This is a genomic window from Dietzia sp. PP-33 (assembly GCF_033790845.1).
GTDB lineage: Bacteria > Actinomycetota > Actinomycetes > Mycobacteriales > Mycobacteriaceae > Dietzia.
In genome coordinates, this window is sequence record NZ_JAMYEI010000017.1 from 1 (window position 1) to 15,097 (window position 15,097).

The 15,097-nt window shown below is 65.6% G+C and carries 15 protein-coding genes; 14 read left to right on the forward strand and 1 reads right to left on the reverse strand.

Annotation, left to right across the window (positions count from 1 at the left end; genetic code table 11):
- The first annotated feature begins 568 nt into the window (after nt 1-568).
- From NJE57_RS19045 to NJE57_RS19075, 7 genes are read left to right on the forward strand one after another with little or no spacing between them, the layout of a single operon-like run.
- Nucleotides 569-1,168 carry a TetR/AcrR family transcriptional regulator gene (locus NJE57_RS19045; protein ID WP_319030090.1) on the forward strand — a complete coding sequence of 200 codons (600 nt, stop codon included), beginning with the start codon at nt 569-571 and terminating at the stop codon, nt 1,166-1,168.
- 12 nt (nt 1,169-1,180) lie between these two features.
- Nucleotides 1,181-2,689, forward strand: a complete 1,509-nt coding sequence (locus NJE57_RS19050; RefSeq protein WP_319030091.1) for a carotenoid oxygenase family protein — start codon at nt 1,181-1,183, stop codon at nt 2,687-2,689.
- Nucleotides 2,686-3,408 carry an alpha/beta hydrolase gene (locus tag NJE57_RS19055; RefSeq protein ID WP_319030092.1) on the forward strand — a complete coding sequence of 241 codons (723 nt, stop codon included), beginning with the start codon at nt 2,686-2,688 and terminating at the stop codon, nt 3,406-3,408. Before NJE57_RS19050 ends, NJE57_RS19055 begins: the two co-directional genes overlap by 4 nt.
- Complete coding sequence (locus tag NJE57_RS19060; RefSeq protein ID WP_319030093.1) at nt 3,405-4,217, forward strand: alpha/beta hydrolase; 813 nt, start codon at nt 3,405-3,407, stop codon at nt 4,215-4,217. Before NJE57_RS19055 ends, NJE57_RS19060 begins: the two co-directional genes overlap by 4 nt.
- 39 nt (nt 4,218-4,256) lie before the next feature.
- A complete protein-coding gene (locus tag NJE57_RS19065; protein ID WP_319030094.1) occupies nt 4,257-4,577 on the forward strand; it encodes a muconolactone Delta-isomerase family protein in 321 nt (106 codons plus the stop codon).
- Nucleotides 4,574-5,431 (forward strand): SDR family oxidoreductase, encoded by an 858-nt coding sequence (locus tag NJE57_RS19070; protein WP_319030095.1) that lies wholly within the window; start codon nt 4,574-4,576, stop codon nt 5,429-5,431. The genes NJE57_RS19065 and NJE57_RS19070 overlap by 4 nt, the downstream gene beginning before the upstream one ends.
- On the forward strand, nt 5,431-5,709 hold the full coding sequence (locus NJE57_RS19075; protein ID WP_319030096.1) for a muconolactone Delta-isomerase family protein: 279 nt from the start codon (nt 5,431-5,433) through the stop codon (nt 5,707-5,709). The genes NJE57_RS19070 and NJE57_RS19075 overlap by 1 nt, the downstream gene beginning before the upstream one ends.
- A gap of 88 nt (nt 5,710-5,797) precedes the next feature.
- Here the strand turns inward: NJE57_RS19075 and NJE57_RS19080 are convergent, their stop codons facing one another.
- Nucleotides 5,798-6,478, reverse strand: a complete 681-nt coding sequence (locus NJE57_RS19080) for a TetR/AcrR family transcriptional regulator (protein ID WP_319030097.1) — start codon at nt 6,476-6,478, stop codon at nt 5,798-5,800.
- A 340-nt stretch (nt 6,479-6,818) separates the two neighbouring features.
- Between NJE57_RS19080 and NJE57_RS19085 the strand changes: the two genes are divergently transcribed.
- The 7 genes from NJE57_RS19085 (at nt 6,819) to NJE57_RS19115 (ending at nt 15,066) form a co-directional block, all read left to right on the forward strand.
- A complete protein-coding gene (locus tag NJE57_RS19085; RefSeq protein ID WP_319030098.1) occupies nt 6,819-7,793 on the forward strand; it encodes an ABC transporter substrate-binding protein in 975 nt (324 codons plus the stop codon).
- Nucleotides 7,794-7,982: 189 nt separating this feature from the next.
- Nucleotides 7,983-9,659: an iron ABC transporter permease gene (locus NJE57_RS19090; protein WP_319030099.1), complete on the forward strand. Its 1,677-nt coding sequence runs from the start codon at nt 7,983-7,985 to the stop codon at nt 9,657-9,659.
- A 5-nt stretch (nt 9,660-9,664) separates the two neighbouring features.
- The gene (locus NJE57_RS19095; protein ID WP_319030100.1) at nt 9,665-10,792 is read left to right on the forward strand and encodes an ABC transporter ATP-binding protein; all 1,128 of its coding nucleotides are present in this window, start codon (nt 9,665-9,667) and stop codon (nt 10,790-10,792) included.
- Between the two features lie 23 nt (nt 10,793-10,815).
- Nucleotides 10,816-11,493, forward strand: coding sequence for a FadR/GntR family transcriptional regulator (locus tag NJE57_RS19100; protein ID WP_319030101.1), 678 nt, complete (start codon nt 10,816-10,818; stop codon nt 11,491-11,493).
- A gap of 297 nt (nt 11,494-11,790) precedes the next feature.
- On the forward strand, nt 11,791-12,567 hold the full coding sequence (locus NJE57_RS19105; protein WP_319030102.1) for a CoA transferase subunit A: 777 nt from the start codon (nt 11,791-11,793) through the stop codon (nt 12,565-12,567).
- Nucleotides 12,567-13,226, forward strand: a complete 660-nt coding sequence (locus tag NJE57_RS19110; protein WP_319030103.1) for a 3-oxoacid CoA-transferase subunit B — start codon at nt 12,567-12,569, stop codon at nt 13,224-13,226. Before NJE57_RS19105 ends, NJE57_RS19110 begins: the two co-directional genes overlap by 1 nt.
- A 439-nt stretch (nt 13,227-13,665) precedes the next feature.
- Nucleotides 13,666-15,066 carry an IS1380 family transposase gene (locus tag NJE57_RS19115; RefSeq protein ID WP_304814472.1) on the forward strand — a complete coding sequence of 467 codons (1,401 nt, stop codon included), beginning with the start codon at nt 13,666-13,668 and terminating at the stop codon, nt 15,064-15,066.
- Nucleotides 15,067-15,097: the final 31 nt, after the last annotated feature.

Here is a 15,097-nt window from a genome sequence, read left to right on the forward strand (position 1 = left end):
GGCAACCCAATTCGGATACAGAGCTCAGACAACCGAACGCCACGCATTCATCAGCGGCGTCTCCTGGAGCGCCTACCCCGAACTCCACCAGGAACCCGACACCACAGAACCCGACACCTGACCAGTAAACGATGCCGAGCTTGTAGGTTCCGCAACCTCGACCCCCGCTCGCGTCGGCCGAAGGCCGTTCGAGTCCGGGCTGACCGCAACCCGCGTGCTGGCTGGCATTTAGTCGCTGCTCCGGGTACCGAGTGGCGTTCTCGGTCCACTGGCGATGCCATGGAGACCACTGCTCATGGCCGCGACCCGTGCGGAACTCAGTTCTCCCCCAAGCGACCCTCGCGCCATCTGCGCCGTTGCCGGGGTGATCCCGGATTGCGAACGACCCGCGGCGAGCTTTGACGATCCCGGCTCAGCACCCGCGCCTAAGCACGTTGCGATGTGCCGCCTACCGGCTCGGCGCAAACCTCTCTGCGGCCACGTGCCGGCAGGTTCAGATAATTAGTTGACTTGTCGGTAACGTAATGTAATGCTGTGACAGAGATCACGAGCTAGAGGAGGCCTGCTGATGGCAGAACCCAATGGGCCCGGTCGTCCCCGAGGAGAAGGCGTAGACGAACGTGTCCTGGCCGCGGCCCGGCACCGTCTGGCGTCGGACGGCTTCGAACGGATGACGATCGAGGACGTGGCGCGGGATGCCGGCGTGACGAGGCCGACCGTGTACCGGCGGTGGGCGTCGAAGGCGGAACTCGCGATCGCAGCGGTGGAGAGCGTCATCACGACAGGCCGGGTGGAGCCGTCAGGCGACCTCAGGGCGGACCTCCGGCTGATCGCGGCGTCGATGCGCGACGGATTCCTCAAGCAGAACTACCTCGGGCTCCTCGGCACCGCCCTGGTGGAGAGGGTTCACCATCCCGAGATCCTCGAGCTCTACCGCGAGCACCTGATGCGTCCGCGGCGCCGCTCTATCCGGGCCGTGCTGGAGAAGGGTGTCGAGACCGGCGCCCTTCCCCCCGACGCCGACATCGACCTCGGCGTGGCGTTTCTCGTCGGCGCCTTCTACAGCCTTTCTCTCAGCAAAGCGCGTCCCGATTCGTCGAGCTGGATCGACCGGGTGGCAGACGGTGTCATCCGGGCGCTCGGCGGCGAGACCGATACCGACCAATGAGGTGGTTTCCAGATGTATGACGTGAACGACACACTGTTCGTCAACGTCCCCGAGGACGACAGTGCCGAGAACCCCTGGCTCCGGGGCCCGTGGCGTCCGCAACGGCGGGAGTATGCGGTCAGCGGTGACGAGCTGACCGTGATCGGCGAGATCCCCGAGGACCTCGACGGCATCTACGTCCGCAACACCCACAACCAGGCCCTGATGCCGAAGGGGGTCTACCACCCCTTCGACGGCGACGGGATGCTGCACGCCATCCGGTTCCGCGACGGTACCTGCGAGTACCGCAACTCGTTCGTTCGCACCACCGGGTTCCTCGCCGAGCAGGGCGCGCGTGAGTCGCTCTGGCCCGGGATACTCCACCCCGAGCAGTACTCCAGGCGCGGGTGGGGCTCGATGGGCACGATGAAGGACAACGCCGGAACCGACGTCAAGGCCCACGCGGGGCGGCTCTACGCCACCATGTCCCAGGGGTCCGAACCCTGGTGCCTCAGCCCCACCACCCTGGAGACCCACGGCCCCAACAAGCAGTGGGCCCGGCTCGTTCCCGACGGGATGGCCTCGCACTACAAGGTGGATAACGACACCGGGGACATGATCTTCTTCAACTACCCCGAGAAGCCCCCGTACATGAACTACGGAGTGGTCAACAAAGAGGACAACCTGGTCCACTACGTCCCGATCGAACTTCCCGGGGCGCGCTGGCCCCACGACATCGGGGTCACGAAAAACTACTCGATCCTGCACGACCTGCCGTACTTCTTCGATCCGGAACTACTGACGCAGGGAGTCCGAAAGGGGTCGTTCCACTCGGACGTCCCAGCGAGATTCGGAATCATCCCCCGGTTCGGCACGTCCGCCGACGTGCGCTGGTTCGAGACCAAGCCGGCATGGGTCATGCACCTGTCCAACTGTTACGAGGACGGCGACTGGGTGGTGCAGGACGGCTGCATCTGGGAGCACCTCGTCAAGCCGCCCATCGGCGGCGACGCGCACGACATCTACGCCCGGATCCGACGGAACGTCGACGCCACCGCGACCGGGTCGCACATGTACCGCTGGATGTTCAACATGGTGACCGGCGAAGTGCGCGAGCACTCGCTCGACGACGAGGTGACCGAATTTCCGGTGGTCAGTAACGACATCCTCGGCAAGCCCTACCGCTACAGCTACAACGCCCTTTTCATCCCGGGCGAGTGGCTCCTGAGTGGGATCAAGCGATACGACGTGGTCAACGGTGCCACCGAGAAATTGATGTTCGGGGAGGGGCGGTTCGGAAGCGAACCCGCCATCGCGCGGCGCCTCGGCGCCGGGGAGGCGGAGGACGACGGGTACGGCATCACCTTCGTCACCGACATGCGGGCCGACCAGTCGGAAGCCGTCATCTTCCGGCTCAACGACATGGCCGCCGGCCCGATCTGCCGGGTGATCCTCCCGGAGCGGATCTCCGTGGGAACTCACGGATGCTGGGTCGAGGGCGACCGGATCCACGGGGAGGGGCGGGTGACTTCGCTGTCATGACCGACGTCCTTCTCCTCCCGGGCCTCAACAACGACGCTCGCGTCTGGGACGGCACCATCCGGGCCCTCGAGGGCCGGGGTCTGAGTGCACGTGCCATCGACCTGCCGGCGCTGGACAGCCTGGACGGGATCGTCGAGGCCATCGCGTGCGAGGTGTCGCCCGGTGTCGTACTCGTCGGCCACTCCTTCGGTGGCGCCGTGGCCATGGCGGTGGCCGACAGGCACCCGGACTTGTTGTCCGGCCTGGTGCTGGTGAACGCGCCGACCGATGCCGACGACGACGAGGCGGGGCGCCAGCGTCGGGCCAAGGCCGAGCGCGCCCGAGACGGTGAATTCGAGGCGATGGCGATGGCGGGCACCGCGGTGGTGTTCCACGGGGAACGCGCCCACGACCCGACCGTACGGGCGGAACGCCTACGTGGTGTCAGGGCCTACGGTCCGGAGCGGTACCGCGCGCACAATCTCGCGCTAGTAGACCGGCCGGACCGGACAGACTGGACCCCGGAGGGGGTCCCCGTCCTGGTCGTGGCCGCCGAGCACGACCGGGTGGTGCCGACCGACGCCCAACGTGCCTACGCCCTGCGCCACGATCTCGACTTCGTCGAGATCCCGGAAACGGCCCACATGCTCCCCGCCGAGGCACCCGAGTCGCTGGCCGATCAGGTCGCGTCGTGGATGGCGACGAGCGGGATCCGATCAGGAAGAAAGGCGATCTCATGACCACCGACTACCCCGGTACCGACCGGGTGCCCGACTACCGGGTCCACGGTGAAGGGCGGACGACGCTCTTCATGCTGCACGGCGCCTACGGCGACAGCCGGTACTTCGACGACGCGATCGCCCGCTACGTGTCCGACGGGCTGCGCGTGGTGGCCTGGACCTGCCCCGGTTACGGTCCTGAACCGGTTCCGGACAGGTTCAGCGTCCCGCTCCTGGCGGAGTACGCGGCGACCATGGTGCGCCGCGAGGCGACGGAGAACAACATCGTCCTGGGGCATTCCATGGGCGGACTCATCGCACCTCGACTCCCGGCCCTCACCGGCGAGCTGCTGGACGGGCTCATCCTGTCCGCGTCCTCGGCGGGCTTCGTCAACCGGAGCGACGAGGACAAGGAGAATTACCTGGCCGAGCGGGTCAAACCGATCACCGAGCAGGGCTTGTCAGTCGCCGAGTACGCGGGCGGCTTGCTCACCACGATGATGGGCCCGGGCGCCGCGGGGCCGTTGGTCTCACGGGTGCGCGACGTCGTCGGCCAGATGAGGACAGAGGCGTTTCTCGCCTCCATGCGGGCGATCACGGAGTACGACTCGCAGCCCTCGCTTCGGAATCTGACCCTTCCCACGCTCATGGTGGCAGGCGAGCTCGATCCCGCGTGCACCGCCGCGGGAATGCGCCAGATGCACGACCTGGTGCCCGGCTCGACCTTCCACCAGATCGACGGCGTCGGTCACTACGCCTTCGCTGAAGCGGCCTCGGACTTCCACCGGGTCACCAGCGAATTCATCTTCTCGCTCTCGGCGAGTGAGTGAACACCAACCACCAGAAGTAACACCGAACAGGAGAGTGACATGGAATTTCTTCTCAAAGGTCAACTGAACGTCCCGGCCTCACTGGCACCGGATGAGCTCGATGCGATGAAGGCCCGCGAGATCGCGCGCGGAGCCGAGCTCGCGGCTGAGGGAACCTTCCTCCGCCAGTGGCGGGTCCCGGGTCGGCGCGCGGTGTGGACGCTCTGGGAGGCGACCGACGCGACCGCACTGCAGGATGCCCTGGAGTCCCTGCCCCTCTACCCCTACTTCGACATCGAGATCCATCCGCTGGCCGATCACCCGCGTGATCCCGGTCGGCAGGACTTCGCCGCCGCAACCGCGACCGGGGGCCGGGCATGAGTAACCGCGTCGCAGTGATCACCGGTGGCAGCCGGGGCATCGGTCAGGAGATCTCGACTCATCTCGCCACCCGCGGGTGGAAGGTCGTGGTGATCGCCACGTCCGCCCGCAATCTCGAGGCGAGTCAACAGCGGGCCCGGGAAGCCGGCCTCGAGATCGATGGTCGATTGACCGACGTGGCCGACCCGGACCAGGTCGCGGACCTGTTCAACCACATCGATTCCACCTACGGGCGGGTCGATCTGGTAGTGAACAACGCCGGGATCGGTGAGGACCGAGAGCAGCCCCTGTGGGAGGCCGGCATCGACGAGTGGTGGCGCGTGATCGAGGTCAACCTGCGCGGTCCCATGCTGATGATGCGCGAAGCCCTGCCCCGGATGCTCGCTCAAGAGGAGGGGCGGATCATCAACATCGGGAGCCTGCGCAACATCACGGCCATCCCGATCGAGACCGCGTACGCCGCATCGAAGGCGGGTCTGACCCGCCTCACGGAGACGATCGACGTGGGACTCGAAGGCACGGGGGTCCGGGTCTTCGAACTCAGCCCGGGACGTGTAAAGACCGACATCATCGGTCCGAGCATCACCGATGCGCCGGCCAGCACGTGGACCCCGATCGAGCGGGTCGCCGAGTTCGTCGACGTGATCGCCAACGGGGAGCTCGACGCCCTGTCCGGCAGGTTCCTCCACGCCCGTGACGACATCGACGCGTTGAAGGCCCACACCGACGAGACCATCTCGACGAACGGTCGGGTACTGACCCTCAGCAAGGCGTTCGACGGTGACCCGATCAAGTACCCGGGCGCGTTGAAGACCAAGGCCGCGAAGGCCGCCGAGCCGAGCGGGGCGAAGTAGTGGAGTTTCTCGTCCGGGGCAGGCAGCACCTGCCACACGACATGGATCCGGAGCGGCGTCAGGGCATCCTCACCGCTGAGGGTGCGCGGGCACAGGAACTGTGTGAGGAGGGCCGGCTCCGGCGGATCTGGCGCGTCCCGGGGCAGCGCGGTTCGTGGACGCTCTGGGATGTCACCGATGCGACCGCCCTGCACGCCGCGCTCGAATCCCTACCGATGTACCCCTGGTACGACCTGGTGGTCCACCCACTCGCGGCACATCCGCGAGATCCCGCATAAGCGTCGAAGCGCAAAGATCGAATAGTTGGGGCGTCCGAGGATTCGGGCGCCCCAACTCGTGGGGGATGTTTACAACTGGTCCAACCAATTAGTCGCGGTCGCCCGGGGCGGGGAGGGCAGAAATCCGCCCGCCCGGATCGTCGTTAATGACGATCCGCACAGCGGCGTCCGCGTAGAACGCGCCGAGTGCATCGACGTCGTTGTGGGTCTTGGACGGATACCAGCGGCATACGTCCACGCACATCGAGGTGATGAGCTGGGTGATCGCGGACGCACCGTCGGACCGGAACTCGCCCCGTACACCGCCCTCCTCGATGATGGCGCGAAAGAACGCGGACGTACGTCGCCGGAGCGCGTGAATATGTTCCAGCTGCTCCGCGCTCAAGGCTCGCATCTCAAAGTTGGCGACCCTGGCGAGCATGCTGTTCCTGGCATGCCACATCGACAGTGCAGCCGTAGCCGCTTCCAAGCGCTCCCGCGCCGTCAGGGACCCTGCCAGCGGAAGCGCAGTGAGGGAGGCGTACGCCGCCGCATGAGCCTCAAGAACGATGTCGTACAGCAGGCTCTGTTTCGAACTGTAGTGCGGGTAGATGGCGGCCGTGCTGAGCTCGAGACGCGCGGCGATCTCGCGGGTAGTGGTCCCGTGAAATCCCAGCTCACTGAAGGCTTCGACGGCCGCGGCCCGTACCCGCGCGGCGGCACGGGACGGCTTGATCGCGTGACCCGTGGGGGCATCGAAGCGTGGCAACTGCCGAAGTAGCTCGTCCATGGTCGAATCCTCTCCTAGGCCCAGCATCCTCGTCTGGGTGAGGCGCCGAAAAAGAATTGTTGGCCGCAGCCCTTGACACTTTGTGATCGAGGACACAGACTAACCACGTGCTTAGAAACTAAGCAACCGCTCGGATGTGAAGCTGCGCAGACACGCCAGGCATCCCGACCATCCCCTCGCTCGTCGTATGCCAGCCGTTGGCTCGGAAGAAATGGGAACCATGTTGAAAACCAGATGTTGGATCGCTGTGGCCGCTGCCGCCGTATTGCCCCTTGCCGGCTGCAGTGGGGGTAATGCTGAACCCACCAGCCAGGCCATAGGCGGCAGCTGGGAAGAAATCGTGAATCTCGCTAACCAGGAGGGCGAGGTGACCTGGTACACCGGCATGGACGAGCCGTCGATGAAGAAGCTTGAGTCGGCGTTCGAGGAGCAGTACCCGGAGATCAACGCCACCTTCGTGCGCATGAACAGCAGCGAACTCGGGCCCCGGGTGGATACCGAGCGCGGCACCGGGTCTCCCGGGGCCGATGTGATCCACACCTCGACGCACGGTTATCTCGACCAGGTCCTCGCCGACGGCCAGCTGGCGGAGATCCAGTCCCCGGCCTTCGAGGAACTCTCCGAGACCGTCTTCCAGGACCATCCGGGTCTGGCGGTCGACCGCTGGTACGCCCCGTTCTCCTCCGGATCGTTCACGGTCGTGTGGAACACGGACAAGGTCTCCGAACCGATCGAGAGCTACGCCGACCTCATCGACCGTGCGGACGAATTCCGTGGTCAGATCGCGGTTCCGGACATGTACGGCGACGTGGTGGCGGGTTACTACCTGGCCATCCAGCGCGCGCTCGATGGTCCGGATTCCAGCGACCCGTCGGAGAGCGAATCGCTCGCAGCACTGGCGGACATGAACCCGCGACTGTTCGAATCAGTGGTTCCTCTGACCAACGCCGTGGCCGCGGGCGAGGTCAAGGCCGGGATCTACTCGGTGTCGACCGTGTACGAGGCGCTCAAGGAAAAGGGCGCCCCGATCGACGGCATCAACGCCACCGATCTGGATGCCAAGTCGGGCGTCAACGCCAACGTCGCGATCGCCAGCTGGGCGACCAACCCCAACGCCGCCCAGGTCCTCGTGGACTTCCTGTTCTCGGAGGAGGGGCAGGCCGTCACCGCCACGACCGGGTACTCGACGGTCCGGACGGACGTCGACAACCCGAACGGTGACATCGAGGCCATGGCCGTGCCGTTGCCGGAGTTGGACGACCCGGCATTCCTTAAGGACTATCGCGCCAACTGGACGAAGCTCTTCCGCGGCTGACTTCCGCTGCCGAGCTACCAAGGGCCGCCTGCGCGTCATGAAGACTCGCGCCGGCGGCCCTCCAGCCAGAAAGGAATCCGAGGCCCAACAATGACTTTGCTCAACACGCAGCCGTCCGCGGGGTCGGCTGATCACGATGTTTCGACACGAGGTCACGACAGTCCCCCGCGCAGAATCCCGCGAAGCGGGGTGTGGATCGGCCTCGTCGCCGTCCTCGTCGTCCTCGTGCTGGTCCCGCTGATCAGCGTGCAGGCAAAAGCCCTGCTAGACGGCGGGCAGGCCTACCGCGACATGCTCGACAGCCCCTGGCTGGGAGCCACGATGTTTAACACCGTGTTGCTCGGTGTCGGCTCTGTGCTGGTGGCCTTAGTTTGCGGCACCTTTCTCGCGGGCTGCGCCTGGCAGCTACCGAAACGCCTGGCCTGGTTGTCTGTGCTCCCGATCGTGCCGTTGTCGGTGCCAGGACTGGCGCTAGTGACCAGCTGGTCGTTCCTGTTGTCTCCGCAGACTGGTTACATCAACCAGTTTCTGCGTAAAGCGCCATGGTGGGACCACCTCGCGAGCGGGCCGATCGACGTGTACTCGCGCTTCTGGATCATCTTCATCACTGGGACATTGCTGATCCCCTTTGTCTACCTCTTCATCCTCACCGCCCTGCGCGGAATCGACGGCGCACTCATCGAGGCGGCCGAGGCGAACGGCGCGCGTTCAGTTCGCGTGTGGGCCAAGGTGATCCTGCCGCTGCTGCGTCCCTCCCTCGTCTATTCTTCCTCGATCGTCCTGCTGCTCGGCTTGGGGCAATTCACCGCCCCGCTCCTGCTCGGCCGCGACCAGAACGTCACCGTTCTGACCACGGAGATGTACCAGGCAGCGCAGTCCTACCCGGTCGACTACGGCCTCGCGGCTGCATACGGCTCTCCGCTGGTCCTGATCGGTGCGCTCCTCATCTACGTCCAGCGCCGAGCTCTCAAACACAGTTCGCGTTACGAGACCCTGAGCTCGCGAGGCCACCGTTCGTCATCCAAGACCCGGTCGTGGCCGGCGATCCCCATCCTCGTATACATCGTGGTCGCCCTGATTCTCCCGCTGTTCGGTCTGCTCAACGTCGCGCTCGCGGACTACTACTCGGGCGCAGTGATCACGGCGGACACCGCCACCCTGGCGAACTTCAGCACGGTATTCAACGACCCGGACCTCGGCAGGGCCGTCGGCAACTCCGTCGGTTACTCCCTTGTCGCGGTATTGATCGTGGTGCCCCTGGGCTTCATGATCGCGGTCGCGCTCTCGGGGTCGTCGAGGATCCCACCCAGGCTCCGGACGACCGTCGATCTGCTGACCAGCGTGCCTCTGGTGATGCCCGGCGTCCTGTTCGGCGCCGGCATTCTGTTCACCTACTCGAGTGGCCCGATCGTGCTATACGGCACCGGGGCCGCGCTGATCCTCGCGTACATCACGATCATGATCCCGCATGTGGCGAAAATGCAGTCCTCCGCAATGCTGTCCGCGGGGTCGAGTCTGCAGGATTCAGCTCGAGTCCATGGTGCTTCTGCACTGCGAACCCATGCGCGGATCACGGTGCCGCTGCTCCGGCCCGCGATCGCGGCGTCTGTCGCACTGTGTCTGTCCATCCTGACCCACGAATTCGGCGCATCGGTGATGGTGCGATCCACCAGCACCGAGGTGATGGGGACGCTCCTGCTCCGGTACTGGTCGCAGGGCGCCTACCCCTCTGTCGCTGTGGTCGCTCTAACGATGTGTGCGATCACCGGTGCGCTCGTCGCGCTGTCGTATGCCTTCACTGGCAGCCGGCGTCATGAAAAGAAGAAGCCGAAGTCCTCGGTGACCAATGCGATCCTGAAAGGCTGAAAATCATGAGCGGAGTTAACGTCCGGGGCTTGAACAAGACGTTCGGCGGGCACGTCACGGCCATCGGCGACCTGGATCTCAAGGTCGAGCAGGGCGAGATGCTGGTACTGCTCGGACCTAGCGGCTGCGGCAAGAGCACGCTGCTGCGGTGTCTGGCAGGTCTGGAGTCGCCGACTCGCGGGATCATCGAGGTTGATGGTCAGACATTCTTCGACAGCGACAGACGTGTCGATCTGGCGCCGGACCGGCGCTCCCTCGGCATGGTGTTCCAGAGCTATGCGCTGTGGCCGCACATGACCGTTTTGGAGAACATCCAGTTTCCCCTCCGGGCTCGGCGGATGAAGACCGCCTTGAGGGAGAAGTGGGCGGAACAGGCCGCGGAAATGGTGTCCTGCTCGGCGCTGCTCGGGCGATACCCGGGCGAGTTGAGCGGTGGCCAGCAGCAGCGGATCGCGCTAGCCCGCGCGGTGGTGGCCCGGCCGTCGGTTCTCCTGTTCGACGAACCGCTGAGCAATCTCGACGCCCGTCTGCGCGGTGACCTCAGGATGGCGATCCGCGAGTTACACACCCAGCTCAATTTCACCGGCGTCTACGTCACCCACGACCAGGAGGAGGGTCTGACGGTCGGTGACAAGATCGCCGTCCTCAACACCGGCGAGCTCATCCAGCTGGGTGAGCCGGAGAGTGTGCACCGCGAGCCGGCGACGAATTGGGTCGCCGACTTCATGGGCATGACCAACTCTGTCACTCTCAAGGGTGGTGACGGTGGCCTGGTGAGTGGGGGGCAGGTTGTCGGACACTCCAACCTGGTGCTGGAAGGGGAAACCTTGACGCTCCGCTTCCGTCCGGAGGATGTCGCGCTGTGTCCGGTGGACCAGGCGCAGCCTGGTGGTCCTGTCACCCGGTTGTCCGGATGGACGGTTGACGATGTCGCGTTTGCCGGTAACTTCACCGAGTACTTCCTCCATCAGGGCGATCTGCGCGTCACCGCCCGGATCGAGGGCTCCCTCGGGTTCGTTCCGGTCCGCGGAGACGGAGTGGATGTCCTCCTGTCGGAGACCACCACCCGGGCCTTCGATCCCAGCGGACGCTTCGTCCGTTCCGGGCTTGCTCTCGAGGTCAGTGCGAGCTGAGCAGCAGTGGAAGGTAGATCGCGATGGATGTCACGAATCGCCGAATTTTGGCCGCGCACGAGGCGGTGCGTGAACAGATAGCCGTACGAGTATCGGACGGCGTCTACCGGGTGGGGCAAGCGTTGCCGTCCGAGCGGGAACTCGCCGAGGAGTTCGCCGTTTCTCGCAGCACGGTCCGGCAGGCTCTCAGCTCACTCCAGATGATCGGCCTGGTCGTTGCCAGACCCGGCTCGGGAGTGTATGTCAACGACGGCCTTCCGGACGACTCCATCCAAAGGTTCTCGCACGTCCTCTTCGGTGGTGACCCAGCGCCCCGCGACATCATGGAGGCCCGTGCTCTTCTCGAGCCCCAGATCGCCGCGTTAGCGGCCGCACGGCGGACTGACGAGGACTTGCGGGCTCTCAAGGTGGCCATGCAGGGGGTGACGCAGGCGGATGGAGCCCTGGACGGGATGCGCACGATCGAGCACGGGTTTCATCGGCGTCTGGCGGCTTCGGTCGGAAATGGGGTCATCAGTGGATTGTTGCGGCCACTACTGATCGGGCCGGAGAGTCTGGCACACCTTGTCGAACAGGCCCACAAGCACGAGAAGTTCGATCACGACCACCAGCTGATCTACAACGCGGTGCGTCGCCAGGACGCGGAGCTCGCACGGGAGCTCATGGCGCAGCATCTCTCACGGCTCTTCGACCTCGTCTAGGCGCTGAACAACCTGGCAGCCCATAGGCATCTCGCGGAATCGAGCGCCCCGTGCCTCGCCCCTGAGACCAACGACCTCGCCGCTACATTCGCGGTCTATGCAGGAGAACTCCTGAGCTGGACCAGCGGTACTCACCCGTGGCTCAGCGGCAGGCACCGACCTGAAGGCCCGCTTCGAACTACGTGCCACAACTGGCTGATCAGGAGATCACCACACAGTCCGAGGTTGACTCACGGTTTCAGAAAGTCCGACGGCACCTACCTACCTCGCCCTGGCGATCGACTACTTAGGAGAATAATGTCCAGCAAGATCCTGACCGCGGCGCAGGCCGTCGCGGACATCCCCGCGGGGGCATCGATCGCCGCCGGCGGGTTCGGCCTGTGCGGGATCCCCCAGATCGTCATCGAGGCGCTCGCCGCCCGCGACGTGGGGAACTTCGAGGTGTTCTCTAACAACGCGGGCGTCGACGGCAAGGGCCTCGGCATCCTGCTGGAGAGCGGCAAGCTGCGCCGGATCGTTTCCTCCTATGTGGGGGAAAACAAGGAGTTCGCACGGCAGTACCTGTCCGGCGAGCTCGAGGTGGAGCTCACCCCGCAGGGCACGATCGCCGAGCGGATGCGCGCGGGCGGGTCCGGCATCGGGGCATTTTACACCCGCACCGGCGTCGGCACCTACGTGGCCGACGGCGGGATGCCGTGGCGATACGACTCCACCGGTGGAGTCGCGGTGGCCTCGCCGCCCAAAGAGACCCGCGAGATCCGCGGCAAGACGTACGTCCTCGAGCAGGCCATCGAGGCCGACTACTCGCTCGTGCGCGCCGCGGTAGCCGACCGCAGCGGGAACCTGCGGTTCAACCTCACCTCCCGCAACTTCTCGCCGCTGGCCGCGATGGCCGGCCGGGTGTGCATCGTGGAGGCCGAAAAGATCGTCGAGGTGGGCGAACTGGCCCCCGACGACATCCACCTTCCCGGGATCTTCGTCCACCGCCTGGTGGGACTGAGCCCGGAGCAGGTCGAGCAGACCAAGTGGATCGAGAAGATGACCACCAACCCGCCGTCGGAAGGACAGCGCTGATGAGCCGGAACAGACGCGACCGCAAGGCCATGGCCGCCCGCGCGGCCCTGGAGCTCGCGGACGGGCAGTACGTCAACCTCGGGATCGGGCTGCCGACCCTGGTGCCCAACTACATGCCAGAGGGGATCAACGTCACCCTGCAGTCCGAGAACGGGTTGCTGGGCATCGGCCCCTACCCGCATCCGGACGATATGGACTCGGACCTGATCAACGCCGGCAAGGAGACCGTGACGACCCTGCCGGGCTCGTCGATCTTCGACTCCGCCATGAGCTTCGGGATGATCCGGTCCGGCAAGATCGACGTGGCGATCCTCGGTGCCATGCAGGTCAACCCGGCCGGGGACATCGCCAACTGGATGGTGCCCGGCGCGATGGTCAAGGGCATGGGCGGCGCGATGGACCTCGTGGTGGGCGCCCGCCGGATCATCGTGGTGATGGACCAGGTTGCCAAGGACGGCTCGTCGAAAATCGTCCCCGAGATCACGCTGCCCCTGACGGGCCTCGGGTGCGTGAACCGGATCATCACCGAGCTTGGCGTGTTCGACCGTGACGACGACGGCCTGGCCCTTATCGAGCTCGTCGACGGGGTGACCCTCGCGCAGATCGAGGCCGCCACTGACGCGCCGTTCCGGGTCGCGGATGGATTGTCCACTAATTAGTGCAGCCGAAAAGCCAGCACCTCGGCGTCTCGACCAAAACCGTGAAGAGAGAGGAGCGGCTTCAGCTTCGGCCCTCCGATAACTAGACCTTATGACAAGCTGGCGTCCGGGTCACGCATTTCTCTTCTTCTAGCGGGTCTTCCAGATACCCCCAGGTCCATGCGGAGCGTGACCTTTTCACCGCTGCCCCACCTCAGTCTTCCGGATAGGGTTCCCCCACCGGTGACCCAGCAACCTGTGAGGCGCCTCACCGGCGAGCATGACTTCCTCGAAGGCGCAGCCGAGGGTTCCGCAAAACCAAGCGAGAATCGGCGTCTAACCCCGGTAGTTCACGGGGATCTGAGGATTGCCGGGCGAAAATAGACCGAAGTGCTTCCTGAACAGGGGAAACTGGGACTTGTCGAAGGTTCCATGTCCCCACACAGAAAGCACTCGGTAGGTGAAGCGTACGTCGTGGTCGTCTGGCCTGTCCGTTACTGCTGATGGTGTCGGGGTGATCTCCCACGCCGGAGCCATCGCGCCACGCCTTCTGGCGGATCGAGTGGGGCTGACCGCCGAACTGTCGAAGGCCATGACTCGCAGACGGTTCATCCCAGTCCATGACCGTGGCCGGGTCTTGATCGACCTCGCGGTGATGCTCACAGATGGCGGCGAGTCCATCTCCGACATCGGCGTCCTGCGCCACCAATCTGACGCTCTGGGCCCGGTGGCGTCGGCACCGACGGTGTGGCGCACTCTGGACGAGGTCACCGCCGGCAAGCGCAAGAAGATCCAGGTGGCGCGAGCCCGCACGCGGCGGCATGTGTGGTCCCACCTGCCCGGCGGAGTGCCCGCATCCAAGTGTGCGGGCCGGGACCTGGGAGCCACAATCGTGCTTGATGTGGACGCCACCATCGTGGTCACCCACAGCGAGAAAGAGCTTGCTGCGCCGACGTACAAGCGCACCTTCGGCTACCACCCGATCGGCGTGTGGTGCGACAACACGACCGAGTTCCTCGCGGCGAGCCTGCGGCCGGGCAACGCCGGGTCGAACACCGCCGCCGACCACATCGACGTCCTGGGCCAGGCGATCGCCCAGGTCCCCGCCAACCATCGACGTGATCTGCTGATCCGCTCCGACGGCGCCGGCGCCTCCCATGACCTGCTGAACTGGGTCACCGAGCAGAACCGCGTCCGTGGTCGACGGGTGGAGTACTCGGTCGGATTCTCCATCACCGGCCCGTTGCGACGGGCCATCGCGACCTGCCCCGAGGAAGCGTGGGGGCCGGCATTGAACCCGTCGGGCGACATTCGCGACGGGGCCGAGGTTGCCGAACTGACCGGATTCCTCGCCCCCGGGCTGCTCGCCAAGTGGCCGGCGGGGATGCGGGTGATCGTCCGCCGCGAGCGGCCCCACCCGGGCGCCCAGCTATCGATGTTCGAGGAGATCGACGGGTGGCGCTACCAGGCGTTCGTCACCAACACCGCCACCGGCCAGCTCCAATTCCTCGAGGCCAGGCACCGGGCTCACGCCCGAGTGGAGGACCGGATCCGACACGCCAAAGACACCGGGCTCGGCCGGCTTCCCTCCCGGGAGTTCGCCCTCAACCAGGCGTGGCTGGTGGCGGTGATGCTCGCCGCTGACCTCGTGGCCTGGACTCGGATGCTGGCCTGTACCGGCGACGCCGCAGTCCTGGCGTTGTGCGAGCCCAAGGCGCTGCGCTACCGCTTCCTCCACGCCGCGGCCCGACTGGCCCGCAGCGGGCGACGACGAAGAGTGAAAATCCCCGAAACGTGGCCCTGGGCGGTCGCTATCGTCGCCGTGTTCAGCACGATCGCCGCGATCCCCAAACCGGCCTGACCTCACCTGCCCGCCCACGACAGCACCACCC

Excerpts from the sequence above, each read along its gene's own strand:
- NJE57_RS19065 (WP_319030094.1), top strand. The coding sequence starts at position 4,257 with ATGGAATTTCTTCTCAAAGGTCAACTGAACGTCCCGGCCTCACTGGCA.
- NJE57_RS19110 (WP_319030103.1), top strand. The coding sequence starts at position 12,567 with ATGAGCCGGAACAGACGCGACCGCAAGGCCATGGCCGCCCGCGCGGCC.
- NJE57_RS19060 (WP_319030093.1), top strand. The coding sequence starts at position 3,405 with ATGACCACCGACTACCCCGGTACCGACCGGGTGCCCGACTACCGGGTC.
- NJE57_RS19080 (WP_319030097.1), bottom strand. The coding sequence starts at position 6,478 with ATGGACGAGCTACTTCGGCAGTTGCCACGCTTCGATGCCCCCACGGGT.
- NJE57_RS19100 (WP_319030101.1), top strand. The coding sequence starts at position 10,816 with ATGGATGTCACGAATCGCCGAATTTTGGCCGCGCACGAGGCGGTGCGT.
- NJE57_RS19105 (WP_319030102.1), top strand. The coding sequence starts at position 11,791 with ATGTCCAGCAAGATCCTGACCGCGGCGCAGGCCGTCGCGGACATCCCC.
- NJE57_RS19045 (WP_319030090.1), top strand. The coding sequence starts at position 569 with ATGGCAGAACCCAATGGGCCCGGTCGTCCCCGAGGAGAAGGCGTAGAC.
- NJE57_RS19055 (WP_319030092.1), top strand. The coding sequence starts at position 2,686 with ATGACCGACGTCCTTCTCCTCCCGGGCCTCAACAACGACGCTCGCGTC.
- NJE57_RS19095 (WP_319030100.1), top strand. The coding sequence starts at position 9,665 with ATGAGCGGAGTTAACGTCCGGGGCTTGAACAAGACGTTCGGCGGGCAC.
- NJE57_RS19050 (WP_319030091.1), top strand. The coding sequence starts at position 1,181 with ATGTATGACGTGAACGACACACTGTTCGTCAACGTCCCCGAGGACGAC.
- NJE57_RS19070 (WP_319030095.1), top strand. The coding sequence starts at position 4,574 with ATGAGTAACCGCGTCGCAGTGATCACCGGTGGCAGCCGGGGCATCGGT.